Below are 24178 nucleotides of genomic sequence, written 5' to 3' on the forward strand. Positions count from 1 at the left end.
GCTCAGCGAATTCCCATCAGCGAGTGTGCTCCGGCGGACAGCAGGTCGTCCGCGAGGCGCTGCCCGAGCGCCTCCGGGTCGACGGCGGACCCGGTCACGTCACGCCGGAGGACGGTGCTGCCATCCGGCGCGGCGACGACCGCCCGCAGGCGCAGTCGACCCGCGGGGGACGCATCGCCGGCCGGTGCCACAGTGCCGACGGCCGCCGCCGGCGCAGGCTCTGCCACTGCCAAAGCGCCGACCGGGGCGGTACATCCAGCCTCGATCCCAGCGAGAAACGCGCGTTCCGCTCTGACCGCGACGGACGACGATGCGTCATCGAGCACAAACCGTAGCAGCTCGGCAAGGCCACCATCGACGGGCTGACCATGATCTGACCGCGTTTGGCCACCGTTCCGTCCCAGATCCGGACCCCGGCCCCGTCCGTCGCGCTCGTCATCCCCGCCCGCAGCGTCTCCGACACCCCCAGCATCCCCGCCCGCGGCCACCAGCGCGCGGGCCGGTCCGGCCAGCCTGAGCCCGGCCGCTGCGGCGCACTCGACCGCCAGCGCACCCTGGCCGGGCGCCGGCAGCATGACCTCGGGGTCGAGAATCTCCGTGACGGCGTCCAGGCGGTCCAGTCGCGCCAGTCCCGCGTACGCGAGGACGACGGCGTCGACCTCGCCGTCGATGGCCTTCTTCAGCCGGGTGTCGACGTTGCCGCGGATCGCGACCACGTCGAACCCGAGTCCGAGGGCCCGCAACTGGGCGGCGCGGCGCGGCGCGCCGGTCGCGACCCGGGTGCCCGGTCCGAGCTCGGCGAGCCCCCGCCCGCTGGGCGAGACGAGCACGTCCCGGGTGTCCTCCCGGGTCGGAACGGCGGCGAGCACGAGGCCGGGCGGGGTGGCCGTCGGCAGGTCCTTCAGGGAGTGCACGGCGAGGTCGATCTCGCCGGCCAGCAGGGCGTCGCGCAACGCGCTGACGAACACGCCGGTCCCGCCGATCTGGCTTATCTCCGCGGACGACCGGTCACCTACGGTTACGATCGGGACGAGGTCGACCGCGCAGCCCACCCTCTCCCGCAACTGCGCGGCGATCATGCCGGACTGGGCCAGGGCCAGCGCGGAGCGGCGCGTCCCCAGCCGTAGCCGGCGACCCGCAAACCGGGCGCGCAGCGTCGCGCCCCGGGCCGTCGCATCGGTCTCGGTACTGGTCGGCTCCATCGCCGTCACGAACGCTCCACAAGATCAAGGTCAGGCGCGGACACCACGGCGGGCACCTCGCGCGGAAGATCGAAAAGTTCCCGCAGGGCCTCGGCGTAGGAATCGCCCCCGGGCGCCCCGGCGAGCTGCTGCACCCGCACGGTCGGGGCGTGCAGCAGCTTGTCGACGACGCGGCGGACCGCGCCCTCCACCAGTTCCCACTCTCGATCGTCGAGGTCGGGCAGGCGGGAGTGCAACCGGGCAAGCTCGCCGTGCACGACGGAGTCGGCGTGTGCCCGCAGGGCGACCACGGTCGGCGCGACCCGGCCCGCGCGGCGGCGGTCGAGGAAGCCCGCGACCTCGGTGGAGACCAGGGCGCGGACCGCCTCCACGTCGTGCGCCACCTGGGCGCCGTCGAGCGCGACCCGCAGCGTCTCCAGGTCGATCAGGCTCACCCCGGGCAGGACGCGCACGCCCGGGTCGATGTCGTGCGGCAGGGCCAGGTCGAGGAACACCAGCGGTCGCCCGCCCCGCCCGGGCAGCGTGGCGGCGACGAGGTCGTGCTCGACGACGAGACCGGTGGCGCCGGTCGAGGAGATCACCAGGTCGGCCATGAGGATCTCGTGCGGGAGGTCGGCCAGGCCGACGGCCCGGCCGTCGTGCATCTCGGCGACCCGGGCCGCCCGGGCCGGGGTCCGGTTCGCGATCACGATCTCCGCGGCGCCGGCCCGGCGGGCGGTCTGCGCGGCCAGCGATCCGACCGCGCCGGCGCCGATGAGCAGCACCCGGGCGCCCGCCAGCGGCGGCGGCTCGGCCACGGGCGCCGCGAGCATCGCGGCGCCCCCGAGCTCGCCTGCGGACCCGCCCGGTGGCGCGACCGGCACGGCCGGCACCTCGCTGAGGATCCCCAGGCTGGAGGCGGCCAGCCGGATGCCCACCGCGACGATCGAGGCGCCGGCGGCGTCGATCGACGTCTCGGAGTGGGCCCGCTTGCCGACCCGCAGCGCCGCCTGGAACAGCCCGGACAGCGCGCTGCCCGCGACCCCGGCCGACTGCCCGGCCCGGAACGCGCCGCGCACCTGCCCGAGGATCTGCGACTCGCCGACGAGCATCGAGTCCAACCCACAGACCACTGAGAACAGGTGGCCGACCGCGCGGGCGTCGTGGTGGACATACAGATGTCCGGCCAGATCACCGAGATCGATCCCGCAGATCCGGCTGAGCTGGTCGGAGATGTCGGCCACACCGCCGTGGAAGGTCTCGACGTCGGCGTAGATCTCGGTCCGGTTGCAGGTCGAGAGCACGACCGCCTCGGTGACGTGCGCCGCGGCGGCGAGATCGTGCAGGACCTTCGGGGTGTCATCGCCGGACACCGACGCCTGCTCGAGCAGGGAGGTCGGGGCAGTCCGATGGTTGAGGCCCACCACCAGCAGGCTCACGACACCCCACCCCCCGCCAGACCCTGTGCGAACCCCCCGGCCAAGCCCCGCCGGCGGTCGCCGGCGAGCAGTGCGTCCGCGCCCGGCGGGGTGCCGCGGGTCGGCGGGGACGGCTCACCGACGTGGGCCCGGTGCGGTGCCGGCTGCCCGGCCCGGCTCTCCCGGACCGGCCCGACCTGACGAACCGCCTGCGCCGGCCGCGTCTGTCCGGCTTGACGAGTCACCCGCACGACCTCATCCGTCTCGGTCCTCACCCTGTCTGTTCGAGGCGTCAACTCGTCCGTGCTCGCCCCGTCCGCGCCCACCGCGAGGGACGTCTCACCGCCGCGCCCCGGGACCTCACCGGCAGGCACCTCACCGGCCGGCACCTCACCGGCCGAGCGCCCATCCGCCGCGGGCCCGACGCTGGGAAGCCCCGGCGGTGCCTGGCGGGCCCGGTCGGGCCACGCGCTGTGCGGCGACGCCCCGTCGGGGCCCACCGCGACGCCGGGGCCGGCGAGCGTCGGCCCACCGGGCGACCCCTCGCGGGGCGCGGATGGACGCTTCCGCGCCTCATGGAACGAAAGGATCTGAAGTTCCACGGCGAGGTCGACCTTACGCACGTCTACCCCTTCCGGCACCGACAGCACCGTGGGGGCGAAGTTGAGAATGCTCGTGACCCCCGCGGCGACCAGTCGGTCACACACCTGTTGCGCCGCGGCGGCCGGAGTGCAGATCACGCCGATCGTGACCGTACACTCGGCGATGACCCGCTCCAGCTCGTCAACGGGACGGACGATCACCGCGCCGACCCGTTCGCCGACCCGGTCCGGATCCGCGTCGACCAAAGCCACGATACGGAAGCCGCGGGCGTGGAACCCGCCGTAGCCGGCGAGCGCATGACCGAGGTTGCCGACACCGACGAGCACCACCGAGCGGTCCTCGGTGAGGCCGAGCTTCGCGGCGATGCAGTCAAGCAGGACGTCGACCTCGTAACCGACGCCCCGCGTCCCGTAGGAACCGAGGTGGGACAGGTCCTTACGGACCTTCGCCGGGGTGACACCGGCAGCGGCGGCCAGGGTGTCCGAAGACACAGTGTGAACCCCGCCCTCCGCGAGCGTGGTCAGTACCCGGAGGTAGAGGGGCAGCCGGGCGACCGTGGCCTCCGGCACCACGGAGCGGCCGGAATGCGGTTCACTGCGGGCTCGTCGCCGGATCACCGCTGGGCGACGCCGGGGCTGGCTCATCCGCGGCTCCGANCTGTGGGCGCGCGTCGCCGCCCGGAGCTGTGCGCCCGAATCCGTGGCCCCGCCGACCCTCCGCATGCGGTTGCCGGCGCCACAAGTCGGCTGTCGACGGGCAGTGTACGACTTCGTGAAGGGATTCACGAAGTGCCGGGGAGAGCCCAACCAGCGGATCAGCGACCCCCGCCGGAACGCAACGACCACCGGCGTCCGGCCAGCGCCCGCCGCAGCCGGTCCTCCTCTACCCGCCAGTAACCGTGCTCTCGGCCATCGACCAGGATGACCGGCACCCGGTCGCCGTACTCGTCGGCCAACCGCGGATCGGCATCGACATCCGCCTCGCGCCACCCGACCCCCTCCTGCTCCGCCACCCGCGCGATCGCGGCCCGCGCGGTGTCGCACAGATGACAGCCCACCCGGGTGAGCAGGGTGATCCGAGCGCTCTCGCCGCCGGGCTCTGCCGGTCCCGACCCGTCGTCGTCCATAACCCGATGGTAAGTCCGCCACGCGGCGCCTTCCGGTGGTCGCGACGATGGTCGGGACGGGCACAGCCCCGATCTACGACTGCCGCACGTTCGTCTTGCGGCTACACTCAGCTACCTGCGCCCTCACGTGCACCGGGCCTGCCGGCCCGTCCTGTCGCGACTGCATCCTCCGGAGCCGGGCTGTGACCGACTGCACGCTCGCCGACCTCGCCGCCGGCCTCGCCGCGGTGCGGCGCGGTCCGGGCGCGTGGACGCGGCCGCCGGCCCCCCTGCTGCCCACCCGCGCGCAGATCCGCACCACCCTGAGCCGGTTCGGGCTGGGGATCGCGGCCGTGACCGCGCCCCTGCCGGCGGCCGGGCCGATCACCAAGACGCCGCCCCCAGCAGGTGGGGCGGCCCCGGCGACGACGACGGCGCCCGCGCACCCAAACGCTGGTGCCGATGCCGTCCGGGTGGGCCCCGCGGCACGACGCGGCCGGACTGCCGCCGGGGAGCTCGGGGCAGGCTCCCCCGCCCAGGGCCGCGGCACGGCCGCTCCTGACGGACCGACGGAGTCGGAGCGGGCCGCACTCGTCGCGCGGGCCCGCCAGGGCGACACCGAGGCCTTCGGCCTGCTCTACGACCACTACGCCGAGCTGGTATTCCGATACGCGCTATACCGGCTGGGCGGCGACCCGGCAGCGGCCGAGGACATCGTCAGCGAGACGTTCCTGCGGGCGTTGCGGACCATCGGCGCGTTCCGCTGGCAGGGCCGCGACATCGGGGCATGGTTCGTCACCATCGCCCGCAACCTGCTGATCGACCAGGCCCGCTCGGCGCGACGCCGGTTCGAGATCCCCACCGCGGACATCCTCGCGGCGGCGGACGAGCGGGCCACCGCGCTCGCCGTGCCCGGCCCGGAGGAGTCGATCGTCGCCGTGTTGACCCACCGCGAGCTGTTGGACGCGGTCCGCCGGCTGCGCCCGGACCAGCAGGAGTGCATCGCACTGCGCTTCCTGGAGGGCCTCTCGGTCCGGGAGACGGCACTCGCGATGGGCCGCACCGAGGGTGCCGTGCGGGCCCTGCAGCTACGCGCCATCCGCGCCCTCGCCCGCAGCCTGCCCGCGGCAGGGCCGGCCTGACCGGCCCGGGCCACCGGCGCAGGCGGCGACGGATCTTCGGATTACCTGTGGACCACGGCACCTTTCTTGTCCCACCGGCACTTTTGCGCTGCCGGATCTGAACCGCCTGCAGCCACCGAGCGGGGTCGGGCCGTAGTCTGGCGGCGTGCCGACGAACCGAGGTGTGGAATCTGACGCGCCGAGGTGCTGACGACGAGTGGGCGGTGGGCCTGTCACCGCCCGGGCCGAGCGTCACCGTCCGGGCCGAGCCCCTCGCTCCACCGCGAACTGCATGGAGATGACTGATGAGGGTGCGACGCAGGGGTGTGGCCGAGACCAGGCAGGCGGCCGAGGCGGCCGCCATCGCCGCGTTGAAGGTCGCGGCCGAAGAGGTTCCCCGGCCCCCGCTCGACGAGTCCGCCGCCGCGTTCTTCGACGTGGACAACACGATGATGGCCGGCGCCTCGATCTTCTACTTCGCCCGTGGCCTCGCCGCGCGGGACTTCTTCGACTCGCGTGACCTGCTCCGGTTCGGTTGGCAGCACGTCACGTACCGGCTGCGCGGCCACGAGAACCCGGACGGGATGCGCGACGCCCGGGAGACGGCGCTGGCGTTCGTGGCCGGGCGCTCGGTCGCCGAGATCGTCCGCTACGGCGAGGAGATCTACGACGAGCGGATGGCCGAACAGATCTACTCCGGCGCGCACGCCCTGGCCCAGCAGCACCTGGACGCCGGCCAACGGGTGTGGCTGGTCACCGCGACGCCCGTGGAGTTGGCCTCGGTCATCGCCCGGCGCCTCAGCCTGACCGGCGCGCTCGGCACGGTCAGCGAGGTCACCGACGGCACCTACACGGGCCACCTGGTCGGCGGGCTGCTCCACGGCCAGGCCAAGGCCGAGGCGGTGCAGGCGCTCGCCGAACGGGAGGGTCTGGACCTGTCCCGCTGCTGGGCCTACTCCGACTCGATCAACGATCTGCCGATGCTCTCGCTGGTCGGCCACCCGGTGGCGATCAACCCGGATCCCGACCTGAAGACGGTCGCTCGGGAGCGGGAATGGCCGATCAAGGACTTCCGCACCGCCCGGAAGGCGGTCAAGATCGGTATTCCGGCCGCGGCCGGCGCCGGCGCGCTGGCCGGCGGCGTCGCCGCCGGGATGGCGCTGCGCCGCCGGGTGGCCAGCGTCTGATCGCCGCGGCACGCCGCGGTCGGCCTGTCCGGCCGCGGCGTCGCCCGGCTCAGAAGAACACCGACCGACGCTGCATCAGCAGGCTGTACAGCGTGTGCTGGATGGTCTCGCGGATGCGGTCGGTGAGCTCGAAGACGAGCATCGGATCGTCGGCCGCCTCCGCCGGGTAGGAATCGGTCGGCACCGGCTCCCCGAACTCGATGATCCACTTCGACGGCAGCGGGATCAGGCCCAGCAGGCCCAGCCACGGGAAGGTGGGCGTGATCGGCAGGTAGGGCAGGCCGAGCAGGCGGGCGAGCGACTTCACGTTGCCGATCATCGGGTAGATCTCCTCGGCGCCGACGACCGTGCACGGGATGATCGGTACCCCGGTCCGCAGCGCGGCGGAGACGAAGCCACCCCGACCGAAGCGCTGCAGCGTGTAGCGCTCGCTGAACGGCTTGCCCACGCCTTTGAAGCCCTCCGGCCAGACCCCCACCAGGTGCCCCGCGGTCAGCAGCCGCTCCGCGTCCGCCTGGCAGGCCAGCGTGTTGCCGATCTTGCGGGCCAACGGGGCGAGGAACGGCACGGCGAACACCAGGTCCGCCGCGAGCATCCGCAGGTTGCGGTGGGCCGGATGGTGGTCGAGGATCGCCATCGCCATCATCAGCGCGTCCATCGGCAGGGTGCCGGAATGGTTGGCTACCACCAGCGCTCCGCCGACGTCGGGAACGTTCTCCAGCCCGCGCGTCTCGATTCGGAAGTAGTCGCGGTAGACGGGGCGCAGCAGCGGTGCGATCACGTGCTCGGTGAGGTCGGGATCGAACCCGTGCTCATCGATGACGTAGTCGCCGGTGATGCGCCGGCGCAGGAAGGCCAGCACGCCGGCCAGGGCCGTCTCCAGGTCACCGGCCTCGGCGGACCCGGCGCCCTCGGACCCGGCGCCCTCGGACCCGGCGCCCTCGGACCCGGCGGTCTCGAACCCGGCGCCCTCGAACCCGGCGGTCTTGGTGTCGTGCCCCGCGCCCGCGATACCCATCCGCCCGGTGGCCGCCACCCGACCGGCTCGCCTGCCGCGGCCGGGCGCGGCCGGGACGCTCCCCGCGGCGCCGTGCTCGGTGCCGCTCCCGGCCCCACCGTCCAAGCCGCTGCGCTCGCCCGGCCTCGCGGTGGCGCCCGGTGCGGAGCTGGTCCGGTCGACGGCGGTGCGGCCCGCGGCGGGGCGGCCGGTGCCGTCACGGCCGGCGGCGGGGTCGGCGGCGGCGGAGTCGGCGTCGGCAGGGTCGGCGTCGGCGGCGGCGGGCCCTGGGCGGCTGGTCGGCCGCTTCGCCCGCGACGGGCGGGCACCGTTGAGCGGGCGCACACCCGGGTCGGCCGGACGCCGGGGAGCCGGCTCTCCGGCATCCGCGGCGGCCGGATCGAGGCTGCCCGCAGCGCCGCGGGTGCCGGCCTCGGACGCCGCTGGGACCGCGTCTGCCGGCGGGGCGGCCGCGGCGGATCCGCCGGGCCGCGTGGGACGGGCCGCCGGCGTGCGGACGGCAGGTCGCGGGCGGGCACGGCGGGCCGGCCGGACGCCGTCCGCCGCGCCCGCCCGCTCCTCGCTGTTCAGCGGGATGATCTGCGCGTCCTCCCGGGATTCGTCACGGTCCGCCATGCGCTCCGCCTTCCCCCGTCCGCCGCCGTGGACGGCCGCTCCCACCCGTCGGACGCGTCACCGCGAGCCCACCAGCCGGCGCCGGTCCAGCGAGCCGAGCACACCGTGCTCGATGCGGGACACCAGCTCGTGGTCGATGGTGAAGCGCAGATCGCGATACCGGACGAAGTTGTCGAAAGTCTCCACGGTCGAGTATCGGGGCCGGTAGCCGAAGACCGTCTTCAGCCTGGCCGTGTCGACCGCGCGCCCGTGGGCGAGCAGGTCGAGTTGCTCGGCGGAGAAGTCGACGAGTCGTAGCCGGCGCGCCACGCCGCCGAGCGCGCCGATCGCCGGGAAGGGCACCGGCAGGAAGGGGCGGCCCGCCCGGCGGATCGCCTGGGAGAGCAGCAGCACCCCGTCGCCGGCGACGTTGAACGTGCCCGCATGGTCGCCACGGGTCGCGCGCAGGAGGACGGCGAGGGCGTCGTCGGAGTGCAGTAGCTGGATGCGGGGGTCGAAGCCGAGCACCGTCGGCACCACCGGCAGGTCCAGATAACGGGCAAGCGGGCTGTCCACCTGCGGGCCGAGGATGTTGGTGAAGCGCAGCACGGTGACCGCGATGTCGGGACGGCGCCGGCTGAACCCGCGGACGTAGCCCTCGACCTCGACGGCGTCCTTCGCGTAGCCGCCGGTGGGCAGGGATCGCGGCTCGGTGTCCTCGGTGAACAGCGCCGGGTCGCGCGGGGAGGACCCGTAGATGGACGTCGTCGACTTCACGACCAGCCGGCTGACACTCCTCGCCTTCTGGCAGGCGGCGAGGAGCTGCATCGTGCCAATCACGTTGATCTCTTTCATCGCGGCCCGGCCGCCCGCTCCCAGCGGGGTCGCGATGACGTTGAGATGCAGCACCGTGTCAACCTCCGCGGTGGAGATGACCTTGGCGATCAACGGGTGCCGGATGTCGGCTCGGACAAACCGGGTGCGGCCGAGATCCACGTCGGGCGCCGCCGTGTCGACACCGACCACGGCCTCGATGGTGGGATCCGCGGCGAAGGCCATCGCCACCTGGGCGCCCAGCGGCCGCGCGACACCGGTAACCAGCACCCGGCGTGGTCTCATAGCAGTCTCCCCGCAGCACCCGCAGGTGTCCCTCCGGCGCCGGGGCCGCACGGGCCGGCCGGATTGACCCGTCGGCCACCGCCGATCGCCGGTGGCCGTACCCGGTCGGGGACGATGCACGCGACCCCGCCGCGGTCATCCTACGCCCACACTTCCCACCCTCACTGCACAGCGTGAGATTATTCGGCGCGCCAACTACAGTCAGTGAACATCGTCAGGCGGGCAGCGGCAGATCCTGGACGATGCGGAACGCGGAGGGGTCCCGGGGAAGCTGCGCGATCACGACCGCGTCCTGGCGGCGCAACCGCAGCGCGTCCGACGCTCGGCCGCAGTTCACCGCGATCATCACGCGGCGCAGGGCGTCCTCGCACACGGTGACCCCACCCCGCGGCACCTCGCCGTAGGTGTGCGTGAAGGTCAGCCGCATGAGCCGGTTGCCGGCCCGGACCTCGACCGGATCGCCGAGCAGGATGCCGGCGGCTTCCAGGTCGATGNGGGTCACGTTGAGCGAGAGGTTGCCGAAATGGTCGATGGACACGACCTCGCCGTGGACGTGATCGTCGTCGACGCTGCACGCGCGCGGTCGGAACCGGGTGAGCGAGGCGGCGTCGAGCCGCGGACCGACATCCGTCAGGTCCAGGCCCGTCGCGAGCCGTGCCGCGACCGGCGCGTAGACGTCCCGCCCGCGAAACACCGCGGTGGGCAGCGGCAGCCACAGCTCCCGGTTGGCGATCTCGTGGACGTCCACGATCCCGCCGAGGGCCTCCCAGGCCAGGGACGCCACTCCGTTGTCCGGGCACACGAACACAGAGCCGTCGGCGGTGCGGACCGCGACCCCGCGGGTGTAACCGTCGGCGTCGAGGCGTTCGACGACGACGAGATGGATCCCGGCTGGCAGGTAGCCGACCGCCCCGGCGAGCGTGATCGCCGCGTGCCCCACGTCCTGGGGCGCGATCGAGTGGCACACGTCGAGAACGCGCGCGGACGGGGCGTGCCGCGCGATCACGCCGTGGCACACCCCGACGCAGGCGTCGTCGACGCCGTAGTCGGACAGAAAGTTGATCCACGATCCCGTCATGCCGTCCCCCTGCCTGCGGACCGGCCGCACTGCCGCCCCAGCGGAGCAAGCCTGCCACAGAGTCATGGCTTAAGCACGCAGAGCGACACGGCTAGGCTCCTGTAAGCACGGGAGCCGTACGCCATGCACGGGATGGAACGTCGGAAAGACGCCGATGACGGGGAACGTGGGCCCAGCCGACCATCCGCCGGCCGCCGGCTTGTCCCCCCGCCGGCCCTGGGCCGGGAACCTACTTCTTGTTGCGACGCTGAACGCGCGTGCGCTTCAGCAGCTTGCGGTGCTTCTTCTTGGCCATCCGCTTGCGACGCTTCTTGATGACTGAGCCCACGTACCCGACCGATCTATGTTGAGGAAGTTACCGGGCGAGCCTACCCGCCGCGGGGACCAACCACGTCGCGCCCGGTGTCCCGACTACGAACGGCCCAGTTCCCGGGAGCGGTCACCAGCGGCCTCCAACGCGTCCATCAGCGCCGCGCGCACCCCCCGCCGGTCCATCTCCCGCAACGCCGCGACGGTCGTTCCCGCGGGGGAGGTGACCGCCTCCCGCAGCAGCGCCGGATGCTCGCCGCTCTCGCGCAGCATCCGGGCCGAGCCCAGCGCCGTCTGGGTGACGAGTTCCGTGGCCAGCGGGCGCGGCAGGCCGAGCAACACTCCCGCCTCGACCATCGCGTCGACCAGATAGAAGAAGTACGCAGGCCCGCTGCCAGACAGCGCCGTGACCGCGTCGAGCTGGGACTCCGCGACCTGGGTGACCCGCCCGACCGGCTCGAGCAGCGCCTGCGCGGCGGCGAGATGCTCCGGCGCGGCGTTGCGGCCGCCGCAGATCGCCGACATCGCCTCCCCGACGAGCAGCGGGGTGTTCGTCATGACCCGGATGACCGGCGGCGACGATGGCAGCCGCTGCTCGATCGCCGCCGTGGTGACCCCGGCCGCGAGCGACACGACCAGCGTGCCGGCCGAGACCTCCGGGGCGATCTCGGTCAGCAACGCGGCGACGTCCTGCGGCTTGACCACGATGAGCAGCACGTCGGCCTTGGCTGCGGCGACCGCCGGCGGGTGCACCTCGACGCCGTGGCGGGCCGCGATCTCGGCGGCCCGGCCCGAGTCCCGCTCGGCCACGACGACGTCCCCGGCCGCGTGCCCGGAGCCCAACAGACCGGACAGCACCGCCTCGCCCAGCCGTCCCGCCCCCATGACCGCAACGATCATGACCGTCCTTCCCTTCCGTCCGCTTCGACCTGGAGGGTACGGCCCGATCGGGCGATCCGGGGAACGCGGGTCGCCCCGGATCTGGGGTGCCCGGATCCGGGGTGCCCGGATCAGCGGCCGCCGCCGGGCGCACCGCCGTGGCCGGACCACCGGTCGTACCCGCCGTGGCGCCCGCCCTCGTCGCCCCGGTGACGACCATCGGTCGTACCGCGTCCGGTATCGGGGCCCACGGCCGGCGGCCAGCCGCCACCCGCCCCGCGGTCGTACCCGCCGCCGTCGGCATAGCCGCTCCGGTCCGGACCAGGCCCGCGGTAGGTGAGCGGGTCACGCGCCGGGTGGGAGTCGTACTCCTGCACCCAGGGCCGCTCGCCCGCGTCGACCCCCGGCTCCCGTCCCGGCCCGAAGTTCGGCTCCTCAAGGTAGGCATGGTCCACGTAGGCGGGCCCGACCGGCGGCGGGGTCGGGCCGGTCAGCGGGTCACCGCCCAGACCGCTGTAACCGCCGGCGCCCCGGTGACCCGCCGGAGCGCCGTAGCTCGCCGGAGCGCCGTAACCCCCCGAAGCGCCGTAACCCCCTGAAGCGCCATAACCCCCTGAAGCGCCGTAACCGTCGGGATCCTGGTGATTCCCGACGCTGCGGTAACCGCGCTGACTGCTGTAACCGCCAACGCCGCCGAGGCTGCCGTAGTCGGTCTGACCGCTGTAGCCAGCCGAATCGGGATAGCCAACCGGACCGGAGTGGGCGGCGGACGCGGAGTGGGCGGCCGGACCGGTGTGCGGTGGCCGGGTCCGGTCGGCCGGCGTGGTCGCGTAGCCGGCGCGGGGGCGCGCGTACCCCTCATCGATCCATACGTCAGCATCGTCGTCGGTGTCCGGCTCCACGATGCCCGGCGATCCCCCCACGCGCGGATCGGTGCTCGGGCGGCCGCCCGAGTCCCGGTCGTAGAAGCCGGGCAGTTGCTGCTCGCCCCAGCCTCGGCCGGCACGATCCTGGCCAGCACGATCCTGGCCCCCGTCGGGCCACCGCGGGTCGGTCCGCGGGTCGCTCGCGTAGGCACCGTCGCCATCCCGGCCGTCGCTGTAGGCATCCGAGCTGTAGGCGGCCGAGCTGTAGGCGGCCGGGCGGTGGGCGCGGTCGTCATCGCCAGCGGTGGGACGCCCGCCATCCCGATCCGGGTGCCGACGGCGGACACCGGGCTCGGTGCCCGCGGCACGCCCGACAGGCTGCGGGTATCGCCGGTCGTCCGCAGCCGGTTCGCCGCGGCCCAGGCGGTCGCTGCCGTACCCCGCCTCGACGTACCCGGAGTCCACGGGCGGGGCGTCGACGAGGCCGGGGTACGCGTACCGGGCATCGCCGCGCCTGTTTCCACCGGTGCGGTGGTCGGCGGCGGCTCGGCCAGCGTTGCCCGGGAGTTCCAGCCGGGCGGTGTCCTCGCCGCGGCCGGTGTCCTCGAACCGCCGGTCTTCCTCGAGCCGCCGGTCTTCCTCGAGCCGGCCAGCCCCCTCGAGTCGGCCGGCCGACTCGGGCGCTGGGCGGCTGGCGGAGCTCTTCGGCGACGCCGGTCCGCGAGGGGTGTCCGCCCACGTGGGGCGGGCCCGCTGCGCGGGCTTCTCGACGAACCGGTTCGAGAAGTAGGCGATGAACGTGCTGGCGGCGGCGGCGCACACCACCGAGGGCCACAGCCCGATCCGGGGCACGAGCTGACCGTTGGCCGCCGAGATGACCGGGTAGTGCCACAGGTAGATGCTGAAGGTGATCTTTCCGAGGAAGGCCATCCGTGGGCTGCCGAGCAGGCGAACCCAGGCGGTGTCCCGGCGCAGGTCGGCGCTGAGGATGACGATCGCGCCGAGCAGGGCGCTCGGGATGTAGGCCGCATGATCGAGCCAGTTGGCGTCGTGGGTGTCCTTGTTCGGCCCGAGGAAGGCGAAGAGGATCAGTCCGATCCCGGCGAGGAGGCCGAGGTCGGCGATGCGCCGCCCCACCGTCCAGCGCTCGATGGCGGCCGAGGTGACCGGCGTGACCTTGCTTCCCGGCTGCTGAGAGTGCCGGCGGCGGCGTCCGCCCGTGGCCGGATCGGCGACCGGCTCCTCCTCGGCCAGGGCACGCAGCCGGGCGTCGCGCCAGACGGCGAGCAGGCAGCCGATCAGCAGCGGGGCGACGTGGGTGTCGAGCGCCAGGTACACCCGCGAGTGCGGCGCGCCGCCGCTGGCGAGGGTGTACGTCCACACCGCGCACACCGCGATCATCGCGAGCAGTATTTTGATCAGGTGCGGCCGCAGCCGCGCGGACCGGGAGACGAGCAGGAACAGCCCCGGCCACAGCAGGTAGAACTGCTCCTCCAGCGACAGCGACCAGACGTGGGCCAGCCAGCGACCGCCCGCCGCCGGGTGCACGACCTTGTACCAGTTGTTGACGTTGAAGAACGCGGACAGCGCGCTGCCGATGTAGTCGTCCCGGAAGGGGACGTCGTTCCATTTGAACGCCACCGTGACGGCGAGCCCGACGAGCAGGTAGACCCACATCGCGGGCATGAGGCGGTAGGCACGCCGGACCAGGAATCGGCCCAGGGAGATCGTCCCGGTCCGGCTGCGCTCAGCCAGCAGCAGCGCGGTGATGAGAAATCCACTGAGGACGAAGAAGACGTCGACCGCCACGTTGCTGGCATGGATCGCGCCCATGTGTCCGGCAAGGATGATGTAGATGCAGACGACCCGCAGCCCGTCGAGGGCCGGGTTGTAGGCGAACTTCGCGGCGGCGTCCGCGGACGAGGCTCCGGCCTGCCGGGCCGGCGCTGACGATCGCGGCGGCGGTGGGGCGCCGCGCCGCGGGCCGGCGCCGTCATGCGTTCCGCCGCGCTCGCGCCCGGCCCGCGCCGCCCGCGCACGCGGGGGCGAAGCGCGCGGATCCCCCGTTCGAGGGTTCCCCCTACGTTGATCCCCCGAATGCGGATCCCGCGCATGCAGATCCCCCGTGCGCAGATCCGCCGTATGCAGATCTCCCGCACCCTGATCCCCCGTGCGCAGATCCATCGCTCCGGTCTGCCAGGAGGTCATCGGGCCGGTAGCCGCCGCCCAGGAGTCCGCCGCTCCAGCCCGTTCCGGACCACGCCGCATGATGACCGTCGCCTCCTCTAGCGGAACGCCGGCGGTCGGCGTCCGACTCAGGGGTGACCTGTGGCGCCGGGACGGGCCGGACACGGCGCTGCGGTCCGTGCACCGATCCGCCCATCACGGTCAGACCAGCATGAGGTACCTGCAACACCGCTCTTCGCCAACAAAGTTGGACACCACCCCCGCGAACGCCGCAAGACTAACGGACCGGTAAATCCGGAGGAAGTCGGGTACTCAGTCTTGAAAGCGACATGACGGCTTCCTGTACCCACAGTACTCGATTCATTACATATAGGGCATGGAAGACGGCGGGGCGTCACCGACCGGTTCGGGAATGCGCATCGAGCCGGCGGCGGGCCGGCGCGGGCGGCTCAGCCCTCCGGCATCCGCGCAATCACCAGCAGGGTGCGAAAGGGCTCGACGACGACACCGTCGGGAAAGGCCCGAAGCATGGTCCGACGCTCGGCGTCGAGAAAGTCGTCGAGGCGATCACCGATTGCCGCGACGTACGACTTGGAGCGCAGCCACGTGAGGTACTCGTCCATTCCGATGCGCCGGTGCCAGCGCCCGGTGAGGGTGACGACCTCACTGAAGTGACCGGTCCAGCGCAGCTCGTCGGCGAACGGGCGGGCGCGGTATTCGCGCCGATAGCCGGGGCTCATCCGTTCCAGCCGTTCCTGCTGGCGCTGCCACCAGCGGAACTCCGCCGCGTCGACGTCGTTCCACCAGACGGCGATCGCGCCGCCCGGGCGCAGCACCCGCGCGGCCTCCGCCGCGGCGACCGGCACGTCCACCCAGTGCCAGGCCTGCGCGTAGCAGACCAGGTCGGCAATCCCCGCCCGCAGCGGCAACGCCTCCCCGTCACCCCGGACGGCGGGCAGGCCGGGGCTGCGGTCGAGTAACCGGGCGAGCATGCTCGGACCGGGCTCCACCGCGACGACGCGCGCGCCGCGGGCGAGAAGCAGCCGGGTGGCGATCCCGGTGCCGGCGCCCACGTCGATGACATCCGTCCCCGCCAGCGGACGGCCCAGAATCCTTTCGATGTCGCCGAAGACATGCTCGGGATAGCTCGGCCGGGCGGCAGCATAGGCCTCCGCCAGCGGGTCGAACAACGAGCCGGTCGGGGTCCGTCCTCGGGACATGCCACTATGGTGGCGACTAACCGCCGACGTGTCAGCCGTAGGTGTGATGAAGTCCTGCGGCGGACGGCGCGGCGAAGTGCAGCCGGGTGAACGCGAGCGCCTCGGCCAGGTCGGCCTCCCGCTGGGCGCGCGACTCGGCGCGTCGCGTGTTGATCTCGACGACGATCGTCCCGTCGAAACTGCCGGTAGCCAGCAGCTCGAGCAGTTCGGCGCAGGGCTGCGTGCCACGGCCGGGGACAAGGTGCTCGTCCTTGGCCGACCCGAGACCGTCGGCCATGTGCACGTGGACCAGCCGCTCACCGAGGACGCCGGCCAGCGCGATCGGGTCCGAGCGCGACACGCTCGTGTGCGACAGATCGAGGGTGACGTGGGCGTAGTCGTCCTCGACCGGCGACCAGTCCGGCGCGTACGCGGACACCTCCCGGCCGCGGGCGCGCAGCGGGAACATGTTCTCCACCGCGAACCGCACGTCGGTCTCCCCGGCCATCCGCTCGATGCCCGTCACGAACTCCCGGGCATAGTCCCGCTGCCAGCGGAACGGCGGGTGGACGACGACCGTCGGAGCGCCGAGCGTCTCGGCGACGGTGCGCGCCCGCACCAGCTTCGCCCACGGGTCGGTGCCCCAGACCCGCTGGGTGAGCAGCAGGCACGGCGCGTGGATCGCCAGGATCGGGATGCCGTGGTAATCGACCAGCCGGCGCAGCGCCTCCGGGTCCTGGCTGACCGGGTCCGTCCAGACCATGATCTCGACACCGTCGTAGCCCAGCCGCGCGGCCATCTCGAAGGCGGACGCCGTGGACTCCGGGTAGGTCGAGGCGGTGGACAGCGCAACCCGCGCGCTGGGCGGGGTGGGTGCGGGGACAGGGGCGCCGCGCGGCAGGACGACCGCGGACCGGGGGGCTCGGGCGACCGCGGGCCGGGGGGGCCGGGCGGCCGCGGGCGCGGCCGCGACGGGAGCGGCCCGCTCCGGCGGCACCTGGGCGGGGGCCATCGCGACCGGCGGCACCGGCCACGCATCCTCATGCGACGCCTGCAAACCATCTCCCTGCCGTACGGACCGGGCACCGGTCTGCTCGACCGTTCCCCTCCTCCAGGCTAGGCCATCGTCGCGAACCCGCTCGCTCCGATGTCCGCCGGACGAGGGTGCGTAGCCCCACATCGCCTGCGACAACGGCAACATCCCGTTATCGTGCCGCTACAGCGCTTCACCCGCAACCGGACATCTACCTCTATCCGCTGCCNCGTCCGCCTCCCTGAGGCCGGGCTACCTTGCCCTTTTGGGGGACGAACCGGATACTGCTCCCCCGAAGGGCAAGGAAGGAAGTGGGAGGCAGGCAGGCCGAGGGCCGAGGGCCGGCAGGCGGCTCAGGCCGAGGTGAGCCAGTCGAGGCGACGCAGGATGACGCCCTCCCGCAGCGCCCAGGGACAGATCTCCACCTCGTCGATGCTGAACAGGTCGAGTGCCTCGGCGGCGACGACGGCGCCGGCGACGAGCTGCCCCGCCCGCGACGCGGAGACGCCCGGCAGTCCGACCCGCTCCTCGACCGGCATGCGGGACAGCCTCGCCACGACCTCGGTGAGATCGTCGCGGCGCAGCACCCGGCGGGTGTACGGCCCGCGGCTGTAGGGCTCGGCGCCGGCGATGCGCGCCAGCGAGCGGAACGTCTTCGACGTGGCCACCGCCCGGGTGTGCTCGCCGAGGTGGTAGATCGTGCCGACGACCGGCGCGATCTGCGCCCGCACGTAGCGCCGCAACTCGGCGAGCTCAGCCCGCTTGGGCGGGTCGTTGTCGGCCAGCCAGTCCCGGCTGAGCCGGCTGGCGCCCAACGGCAGCGAGGCGACCACCTCCGGGTCCTCGTGCATGCCGGCGCCGATCTCCAGGGAGCCGCCACCGATGTCCAGGGCCAGCAGCCGCCCGGCGCTCCAGCCGAACCAGCGCCGCACGGCGAGGAAGGTGAGCCTGGCCTCCTCCTCGCCCGGCAGGACCCCGATCGCGATCCCGGTCGCCCCCTTGACCCGGTCCAGCACCTGCTCGCCGTTGGTCGCGTCGCGCAGGGCCGAGGTCGCGAAGGCGGCGAGGTCGTGCACCCCGAGGGCGTCCGCCTGCTGGCGCATGTCCAGCACGCAGGCGGTCAGATCACGCTCGCCGTCGGGCCCGAGCGATCCGTCGGCGTCGAGCAGCTCGACCAGCCGCAGCGGAGCCCGCACGCTGGCCGCCGGCTGCGGCTGCCCACCTCGATGGGCATCCACGACCAGCAGATGGACGGTGTTCGATCCGATGTCGATCACACCGAGCCGCATCGGACCGGGATGGGGGCCCACCGGCAGCGGGCTCACGTCGACCGCGGGCCGCGCGGGCACGGACGGAGGCGGGCCGCCGACCACCGCCACGGCCGCGCCGACCGGCCCGACCAGCCCGATCGGCCCGACCTCGGCGGCGTCCCGGGCCTCGACGTCCTGCCGGCCACGGGCCGCCTCGCGGTCTCCCGCGGAGTCCTGACTCTGCGCGGCAGGCTCGGCGCGAGAGGTCGTACGGCTGGCCCCGAGCGGGAACCACCCTGTCGGACGCACGCCACCGAGCACCTGAACACCGCCCCCCTCCAGCCGCGACCTACCTGATCACGGCTCGAACTTGTAGCCCAGGCCCCGCACGGTCACCAGGTGCCGCGGATTCCCGGGTTCGCGCTCAATCTTCGTCCGCAGCCTCTTGACATGTACGTCCAGGGTCTTCGTGTCACCCACGTAGTCCGAGCCCCACACCCGGTCGATCAACTGACCCCGCGTGAGTACCCGCCCGGCGTTGCGTAGGAACATCTCGAGGAGTTCGAACTCCTTGAGCGGGAGGGTGACCGTGCTGCCGTCGACCGTGACGACGTGCCGTTCGACGTCCATCCGGACCGGTCCGGCCTCCAGCGTGGCCTCCGCGACCTCCTCCGTCTCCGACCGGCGGCGCAGCACGGCCCGGATCCGGGCGACGAGNTCGCGGGCCGAGAACGGCTTGGTGACGTAGTCGTCCGCGCCGAGCTCCAGGCCGAGCACCTTGTCGATCTCGCTGTCCCGCGCGGTCAACATGATGATCGGCACGCTGGACCGGGTCCGCAGCGTGCGGCACACCTCGGTGCCGGACAGGCCGGGCAGCATGAGATCGAGCAGGACGAGATCGGCACCGCGCCGGTCGAACTCGGCCAGCGCGCTGGGGCCGTCGGCGACGACCCCCACCTCGAAGCCCTCCCGTTCCAGCATGAAGGACAACGCATCGGAGAAGGACTCCTCGTCCTCGACCACGAGCAGCCGCGTCACCTGTTCGCTCCCCCTGTCACATCGGACGGACCGGCAGACCCGGACCGCTTCCTGTTCCCGGCGGGGCGGGGCGCCGCCCCGCCGGCCTTGCTCCCGCCACCGCCGCCACCCGCACCGCCCGCATCCCCCGCATCGGCACCGGCGATGATGTCGGGATGACCACCCGTCGCGCCCTCCGCGTCGGGGGTCTTGGATCGGGTTGTCGCCGCAGCGCGGCGGTCCTCGAAGGTGAACGACGGCGCCGGACCGGTGAACAGCGGCAGCCGCAGGGTGAACGTGGACCCCGCACCCTCCGCGCTCCACACGGTCACCGACCCACCGTGATTGGTGGCGATGTGCTTGACGATCGCGAGGCCGAGCCCCGTCCCGCCCGTCGCCCGGGAGCGGGCCGGGTCCGCGCGGTAGAACCGCTCGAAGACCCGCTCGAGATCCTTCTCCGCGATCCCGATGCCCTCGTCGGCGACCGAGATCTCCACGGTCGTCCCGCTGCGGCGCACGCCGAGCACCACCCGGGTGCCGCGCGGCGAGTAGCTGATCGCGTTGTCCAGGAGGTTCGCCACCGCGGTGACGAGCTGGTTCTCGTCGCCGAGCACCTGCAGCTCGCCGTCGCCGATCACCGCGATGGAGATCGCCTGCGCCTGGGCGACGAGCCGGGTGCGGTCGACCGCCTCGGCGAGCAGCGCCGCCGTCGGCAGCGGCCGCAGGTCGGGCAGCGGTTCGGCGCCCTGCAGCCGGGACAGGTCGATGATCTCCTGCACCAGCCGGGCGAGCCGCGCCGACTCGTGCGTCATCCGGGAGGCGAACCGACGCACGGCCACCGGGTCCTCGCTGGCCGCGGCGACCGCCTCGGCGAGGACGTGCAGCGCGCCGACCGGCGTCTTGAGCTCGTGGCTGACGTTGGCGACGAAGTCCCGCCGCACCGCCTCGACCCGGCGCGACTCCGTGATGTCATCCAAAATGACGGCGACATGACCGGACGAGTCCAGCAGGCGGGCCCGCGCGCGGACGGCCACGCCCTCCTGGTCGGGCCGGGGTCGGGTCAGCGGCGGCTCGGGTACCGGGGGCAGGTCGATCTGGCGCTCCCGGGCGCTGCCCGCCCCCCGGGTCGCCCGCACCAGCTCGGCCAGCTCCGCCACCGCGAGCTCATCGGAGTCGACCACGCCCATCCGCCTCGCGACCGTGTTGACCAGGACGACCCGGTCGCTGGCGTCCAGGACGATCAGGCCGGTCGNCAGGCCGGAGATGACCCGGCGGACCAGCTTCGCGGGCAGCATCGTCCCACCGTCCGCGCCCCCGTCGGGGCCGGTTGGCGGGGCGCTGCTGCCGGGTACCACCGTCATCGTCCATCCATCGTGTCGGGCCGCCCGGTGGGCGGGGGCGGCTCGGTGTGGTGTGCACCGGTTGTCACGGCATCCGCCGACCTGTCACCCACTCGCCGCATGCTAGGTGCCTACATGCCGCCCGGGCATCGCTCTGCAAGCCTCCACCGCCGATGGTCGCCAGTTGTTCATCGGACCTATCGTCGATGTTCACCGGACCGCGAGGGGTGCGCATCATCGTCGAGGTTCGGCGCGACACAGCGCCGTCATCGCGATCGCGGCGATTCGTCCCATAGTTCGGTTAGTTCGGTTCAAGCCCCATCCCGACAGCCGCCCAGCACCCCACAGCCGCCCCCCCGGCCCACTAGCGAACAGGAGGAGCCGTCCGTGCGGGACGCCTTCACCGATGAACTCGAAAGCATCAACCAGTCCCTGATCGAGATGACCAACCTGGTCGCCTCGGCCATGGCCCGGGCGACGACCGCCCTCCTCGACGCCGACCTCCAGCTCGCCGAGAACGTCATCAGCGGGGACGAGACGGTCGACCTGTTGCGCAACGAGATCGAGGAACGCGCGTTCGACGTCATGGCGCGCCAGGCTCCGGTCGCCACCGACCTGCGGATGATGGTCACCACCCTGCGGATCGTCGCCGACCTGGAGCGGATGGGCGACCTGGCGCTGCACGTGGCGAAGGTGGCGCGCCGCCGGTACCCGGGCCGGGCGATCCCGCCGGAGCTGCGCGCGACCATGCTGGAGATGGGCCAGGTCGCCCAGCGCATCGTCGCGAAGGCCGGCTCGGTGATCGCCAGCCGGGACACCGAGCTCGCCAAGCAGCTCGAGGCGGACGACGACGCGATGGACGGGCTGCACCGCGCCCTGTTCCGAGTGCTGATCGAGAAGCCCTGGCCGCACGGCATGGAGGCGGCGATCGACATCACCCTCTGCGGCCGCTACTACGAGCGGTACGCCGACCACGCGGTCTCCGTGGCCCGCCGGGTGATCTACCTGGTCACCGGGGAAATCGCCGCGTCCTGACCGGCGCCCGGTCCGGCGACTTCCCCGGGACGACGCGCCAGGCCCGCGCGGGTGCCGCGGGCCTGGAGACTGACCGCCGTTACTTCTTCCCCTGGGCGGCGACGGCGGCCGCGGCACTCGCGGCCGCATCCGGGTCGAGGTACCCCGAGTTCAGCACGCCCAGGTTGTCGTCGAGCTCGTACCGCAGGGGGATGCCGGTCGGGATGTTGAGCCCGGCGATGTCGGTGTCGCTGATGTGATCGAGGTGCTTGACCAGGGCCCGCAGCGAGTTGCCGTGCGCGGCGACCAGGACCGTGCGGCCGGCCCGCAGGTCCGGCACGATCGCGTCGTACCAGTAGGGCAGCATGCGGGCGACGACGTCGGCGAGGCACTCGGTGCGCGGGATGAGGTCGGGGGCGAGGTCGGCGTAGCGCTCGTCCACCCCGCTGACCTGCTCCGGACCGATCTCCGGCGGCGGCGTGTCGTACGAACGGCGCCAGAGCTGGAACTGCTCCTCGCCGAACTTCTCCAGCGTCTCGGCCTTGTTCAGACCCTGCAGGCCGCCGTAGTGCCGTTCGTTCAGCCGCCAGCTCCGGCGGACCGGTACCCAGGTCCGCCCGGCGGCGTCCAGCGCCAGCCAGGCGGTGCGGATCGCCCTGGTCAGCAGGGACGTGTGCACGACGTCCGGCAGGACACCGGCCTCGGCCAGCAGCTCACCGCCGCGGGTGGCCTCCTTCAGGCCCTTCTCGGACAGGTCGACGTCCACCCAGCCGGTGAACAGGTTCTCGCGGTTCCAGTTGCTCTCACCGTGGCGGAGCAGGACGAGGGTCGTCATACCCGAGATCCTGCCTGTTCGCCCGGGCCCTCGGCCAGCATTGCCGGTTCCCGCCGCCGGCCGGCCGGATCGCCGCCGGTCGCGGCCGGGGCCGGACGACGCCGACGCCCCACCGAAGGGGCCGGGCACCCGGGTCAGGAACACGCCACTCGGGTCGGGAACACGCCACTCGGGTCGGAAATGAACGACCCCCGGGCGCTCCGCCGCCGCTGGAAGCGGTGGCGGGCCGTCGGGACTTGTCGACGGCGCCCGGGGGTCGGGTGATCTGCCTGGTACTCGCCGGTGCCGGTGCCCGTGGGGCCACCCGGCTAGAGGTGAGGACCACGAGACCGGCTAGCGGACAGTCACCTCACGAGTCCTATGAGCATACAAAGTTTGGACCACCTCCTCTCTCGTGTACCGCAGACGCTACGCGGCCGGGCGGCCACCTCGCAACGCCTTTTCCGCACGCGTCGATGGGACCCTCCCGACACTCCGTTCGGGAACACGNCAAGCCGCCGCCTGCCGCCGCCGCTCCGCGGAGCGACGGCTGAGACACCGGTGATACCGGCCCGCCGGAATACCCTGGTCAGGCTGCACATCGAGCGATTGCGCCGGCCCAGCCGGGCCGTGGACGGCGGCCCGGGGCTGCGGGGGGCGACCTAGACTCGACGGTATGACCGCTGGGTCCACCCCGAGCACCACAGCCACCCGATCCCCGCTGCTCGACCTGCCCGGCGCGGTGCCGGCTGCCGGCGACGACGCGGCCGTCGCCGCCCACTACGGCGATCCGCTGCGCGAGCAGCGCGCGCTGCGGGACGGCGCCGCCCTCGTCGACCGGTCGCACCGCGAGGTCGTCCGCATCGGCGGCCCGGACCGGCTGTCCTGGCTGCACAGCATCACCTCCCAGCACCTGTCCGGGCTGGGCGCGCTGCGCGGCAGCGAGGCGCTGGTGCTGTCCCCGCAGGGCCACGTCGAACACCATCTCGTCCTCGCCGACGACGGCACGGCCACCTGGGTGGACGTGGAACCCGGCACGGCCGCCGGGCTGCTGCGTTACCTGGAGTCGATGCGTTTCCTGCTCCGGGTGGAGCCGGCGGACGTCGGCGCGCAGACGGCGGTGCTCAGCGTGGTCGGGCCGGCCGCGGTACCCACCGTCACCGCGGCCCTCGGCGGCGCCGACCTGGACCTGCCCGAGCCGCTCGCCCTCGAGCCCACCGGCGCGCCGGTCACCGGCCCCTACCCGGTGGCCCGAGCCGCAGACGGCACGCTGGTGCGCCGGATGGCGTACGGCGTCGATCTGCTCGTCGACCGGGCGGCGCTCGCGGCGACGACGCAACGGCTGCTCGCGGCCGGCGCGGTGCCCGCCGGGTTGTCCGCCTTCGACGCCATGCGGATCGCCGCCCGCCGACCGCGGCTGGGCCGGGAGACCGACCATCGCACGATCCCGCACGAGGTGGGCTGGCTCGCCGACGCGGTGCACCTGGACAAGGGGTGCTACCGCGGCCAGGAGACGGTGGCCCGGGTGCACAATCTGGGCCGTCCGCCGCGCCGGCTCGTCCTGCTCCACCTCGACGGCGTGGTGGCCGCCCCGGGTTCGGCGGTGACGGCCGACGGGCGTGAGGTCGGCTTCGTCGGCACCTCCGAGATGCACGAGGAGCTCGGCCCCATCGCCCTGGCGATCGTGAAGCGCTCGGTGCCGGCGGGCGCCGCCCTCGTCGTCACCGACCCCGACGGCGCCCCCGTCGCCGCCGCGATCGACCCGGACGACGATGACGGCAACGCGGCGGCCACGCCGAAGCGCCCGGCGGGCCGGCTGCTGCGCTCTTCCTGACGGTCCCGAGGG

Annotated in this window: 19 protein-coding genes and 3 pseudogenes; 4 read left to right on the forward strand and 18 right to left on the reverse strand. The window is 73.2% G+C overall.

All coding sequences use genetic code 11. The features are described 5' to 3' along the window. Positions 1-2 precede the first annotated feature (2 nt). The 4 genes and pseudogenes from hemC to UK82_RS04920 form a co-directional block, all read right to left on the reverse strand. Complete coding sequence (gene hemC / locus UK82_RS04905; protein WP_370657233.1) at positions 3-1202, reverse strand: hydroxymethylbilane synthase; 1200 nt, start codon at positions 1200-1202, stop codon at positions 3-5. Between the two features lie 5 nt (positions 1203-1207). Next, the gene (locus UK82_RS04910; RefSeq protein WP_044885081.1) at positions 1208-2620 is read right to left on the reverse strand and encodes a glutamyl-tRNA reductase; all 1413 of its coding nucleotides are present in this window, start codon (positions 2618-2620) and stop codon (positions 1208-1210) included. Between the two features lie 392 nt (positions 2621-3012). Further along, a pseudogene (locus tag UK82_RS04915) lies at positions 3013-3846 on the reverse strand (redox-sensing transcriptional repressor Rex); the annotation flags it as partial. Positions 3847-4016: 170 nt separating this feature from the next. Continuing rightward, on the reverse strand, positions 4017-4328 hold the full coding sequence (locus UK82_RS04920) for a glutaredoxin family protein (RefSeq protein WP_044885079.1): 312 nt from the start codon (positions 4326-4328) through the stop codon (positions 4017-4019). A 182-nt stretch (positions 4329-4510) separates the two neighbouring features. Between UK82_RS04920 and UK82_RS04925 the strand changes: the two genes are divergently transcribed. Both UK82_RS04925 and UK82_RS04930 read left to right on the forward strand, forming a co-directional pair. Continuing rightward, a complete protein-coding gene (locus tag UK82_RS04925) occupies positions 4511-5449 on the forward strand; it encodes a sigma-70 family RNA polymerase sigma factor (protein ID WP_044885149.1) in 939 nt (312 codons plus the stop codon). 284 nt (positions 5450-5733) lie between these two features. Next, the gene (locus tag UK82_RS04930; RefSeq protein ID WP_044885078.1) at positions 5734-6615 is read left to right on the forward strand and encodes an HAD family phosphatase; all 882 of its coding nucleotides are present in this window, start codon (positions 5734-5736) and stop codon (positions 6613-6615) included. A gap of 49 nt (positions 6616-6664) precedes the next feature. Here UK82_RS04930 and UK82_RS41810 read toward each other — a convergent pair whose 3' ends face one another. The 13 genes and pseudogenes from UK82_RS41810 to UK82_RS04980 form a co-directional block, all read right to left on the reverse strand. Next, complete coding sequence (locus UK82_RS41810; protein WP_396230455.1) at positions 6665-7738, reverse strand: lysophospholipid acyltransferase family protein; 1074 nt, start codon at positions 7736-7738, stop codon at positions 6665-6667. Between the two features lie 567 nt (positions 7739-8305). After that, positions 8306-9346: an NAD-dependent epimerase/dehydratase family protein gene (locus tag UK82_RS04940; protein WP_044885077.1), complete on the reverse strand. Its 1041-nt coding sequence runs from the start codon at positions 9344-9346 to the stop codon at positions 8306-8308. Positions 9347-9560: 214 nt separating this feature from the next. Next, a partial coding sequence (locus tag UK82_RS35855) for an SAM hydroxide adenosyltransferase (protein ID WP_236705518.1) occupies positions 9561-9840 on the reverse strand: 280 nt, incomplete at its 5' end. A 1-nt stretch (position 9841) separates the two neighbouring features. After that, positions 9842-10424: pseudogene (locus tag UK82_RS04945) on the reverse strand (S-adenosyl-l-methionine hydroxide adenosyltransferase family protein); the annotation flags it as partial. Between the two features lie 229 nt (positions 10425-10653). Next, complete coding sequence (locus UK82_RS31000; RefSeq protein WP_003948845.1) at positions 10654-10752, reverse strand: 30S ribosomal protein bS22; 99 nt, start codon at positions 10750-10752, stop codon at positions 10654-10656. A gap of 83 nt (positions 10753-10835) precedes the next feature. Beyond that, positions 10836-11633, reverse strand: coding sequence for a pyrroline-5-carboxylate reductase (gene proC, locus UK82_RS04950; protein WP_044885075.1), 798 nt, complete (start codon positions 11631-11633; stop codon positions 10836-10838). 110 nt (positions 11634-11743) lie between these two features. Then, positions 11744-14746, reverse strand: coding sequence for an acyltransferase family protein (locus tag UK82_RS04955; protein WP_044885074.1), 3003 nt, complete (start codon positions 14744-14746; stop codon positions 11744-11746). A 368-nt stretch (positions 14747-15114) separates the two neighbouring features. Further along, on the reverse strand, positions 15115-15885 hold the full coding sequence (locus tag UK82_RS04960; RefSeq protein WP_044885073.1) for a class I SAM-dependent methyltransferase: 771 nt from the start codon (positions 15883-15885) through the stop codon (positions 15115-15117). 31 nt (positions 15886-15916) lie between these two features. Beyond that, positions 15917-16891, reverse strand: coding sequence for a sugar phosphate isomerase/epimerase (locus UK82_RS04965; RefSeq protein WP_236705519.1), 975 nt, complete (start codon positions 16889-16891; stop codon positions 15917-15919). 359 nt (positions 16892-17250) lie between these two features. Then, positions 17251-18468: a Ppx/GppA phosphatase family protein gene (locus tag UK82_RS04970; protein WP_082121848.1), complete on the reverse strand. Its 1218-nt coding sequence runs from the start codon at positions 18466-18468 to the stop codon at positions 17251-17253. Between the two features lie 36 nt (positions 18469-18504). Further along, positions 18505-18864 (reverse strand): response regulator transcription factor (locus UK82_RS35860; RefSeq protein WP_236705520.1); only part of this gene is annotated, 360 nt, incomplete at its 5' end. A 1-nt stretch (position 18865) separates the two neighbouring features. Then, a pseudogene (locus tag UK82_RS35865) lies at positions 18866-19185 on the reverse strand (response regulator); the annotation flags it as partial. After that, positions 19182-20416 (reverse strand): cell wall metabolism sensor histidine kinase WalK (locus UK82_RS04980; protein ID WP_236705521.1); only part of this gene is annotated, 1235 nt, incomplete at its 5' end. The pseudogene UK82_RS35865 and the gene UK82_RS04980, both read right to left, overlap by 4 nt. Before the next feature lie 475 nt (positions 20417-20891). Between UK82_RS04980 and phoU the strand changes: the two genes are divergently transcribed. Beyond that, the gene (phoU, locus tag UK82_RS04985) at positions 20892-21539 is read left to right on the forward strand and encodes a phosphate signaling complex protein PhoU (protein WP_055406487.1); all 648 of its coding nucleotides are present in this window, start codon (positions 20892-20894) and stop codon (positions 21537-21539) included. A 79-nt stretch (positions 21540-21618) separates the two neighbouring features. Here phoU and UK82_RS04990 read toward each other — a convergent pair whose 3' ends face one another. After that, the gene (locus tag UK82_RS04990) at positions 21619-22353 is read right to left on the reverse strand and encodes a phosphoglyceromutase (RefSeq protein WP_044885069.1); all 735 of its coding nucleotides are present in this window, start codon (positions 22351-22353) and stop codon (positions 21619-21621) included. A gap of 655 nt (positions 22354-23008) precedes the next feature. On the opposite strand from UK82_RS04990, the gene UK82_RS04995 reads away from it, so the two are divergent. Beyond that, a complete protein-coding gene (locus UK82_RS04995) occupies positions 23009-24166 on the forward strand; it encodes a folate-binding protein YgfZ (RefSeq protein WP_044885068.1) in 1158 nt (385 codons plus the stop codon). Positions 24167-24178 lie beyond the last annotated feature (12 nt).

Origin of the sequence: Frankia sp. ACN1ag, from assembly GCF_001414035.1 — a bacterium.
GTDB lineage: Bacteria > Actinomycetota > Actinomycetes > Frankiales > Frankiaceae > Frankia > Frankia torreyi.

Bases quoted from the DNA above. Each gene is read 5' to 3' on its own strand.
- UK82_RS04995 (WP_044885068.1), top strand. From the start codon at position 23,009: ATGACCGCTGGGTCCACCCCGAGCACCACAGCCACCCGATCCCCGCTG.
- UK82_RS04930 (WP_044885078.1), top strand. From the start codon at position 5,734: ATGAGGGTGCGACGCAGGGGTGTGGCCGAGACCAGGCAGGCGGCCGAG.
- hemC (WP_370657233.1), bottom strand. From the start codon at position 1,202: ATGGAGCCGACCAGTACCGAGACCGATGCGACGGCCCGGGGCGCGACG.
- UK82_RS04990 (WP_044885069.1), bottom strand. From the start codon at position 22,353: ATGACGACCCTCGTCCTGCTCCGCCACGGTGAGAGCAACTGGAACCGC.
- UK82_RS04940 (WP_044885077.1), bottom strand. From the start codon at position 9,346: ATGAGACCACGCCGGGTGCTGGTTACCGGTGTCGCGCGGCCGCTGGGC.
- UK82_RS04955 (WP_044885074.1), bottom strand. From the start codon at position 14,746: ATGCGGCGTGGTCCGGAACGGGCTGGAGCGGCGGACTCCTGGGCGGCG.
- UK82_RS04960 (WP_044885073.1), bottom strand. From the start codon at position 15,885: ATGTCCCGAGGACGGACCCCGACCGGCTCGTTGTTCGACCCGCTGGCG.
- proC (WP_044885075.1), bottom strand. From the start codon at position 11,633: ATGATCGTTGCGGTCATGGGGGCGGGACGGCTGGGCGAGGCGGTGCTG.
- UK82_RS04920 (WP_044885079.1), bottom strand. From the start codon at position 4,328: ATGGACGACGACGGGTCGGGACCGGCAGAGCCCGGCGGCGAGAGCGCT.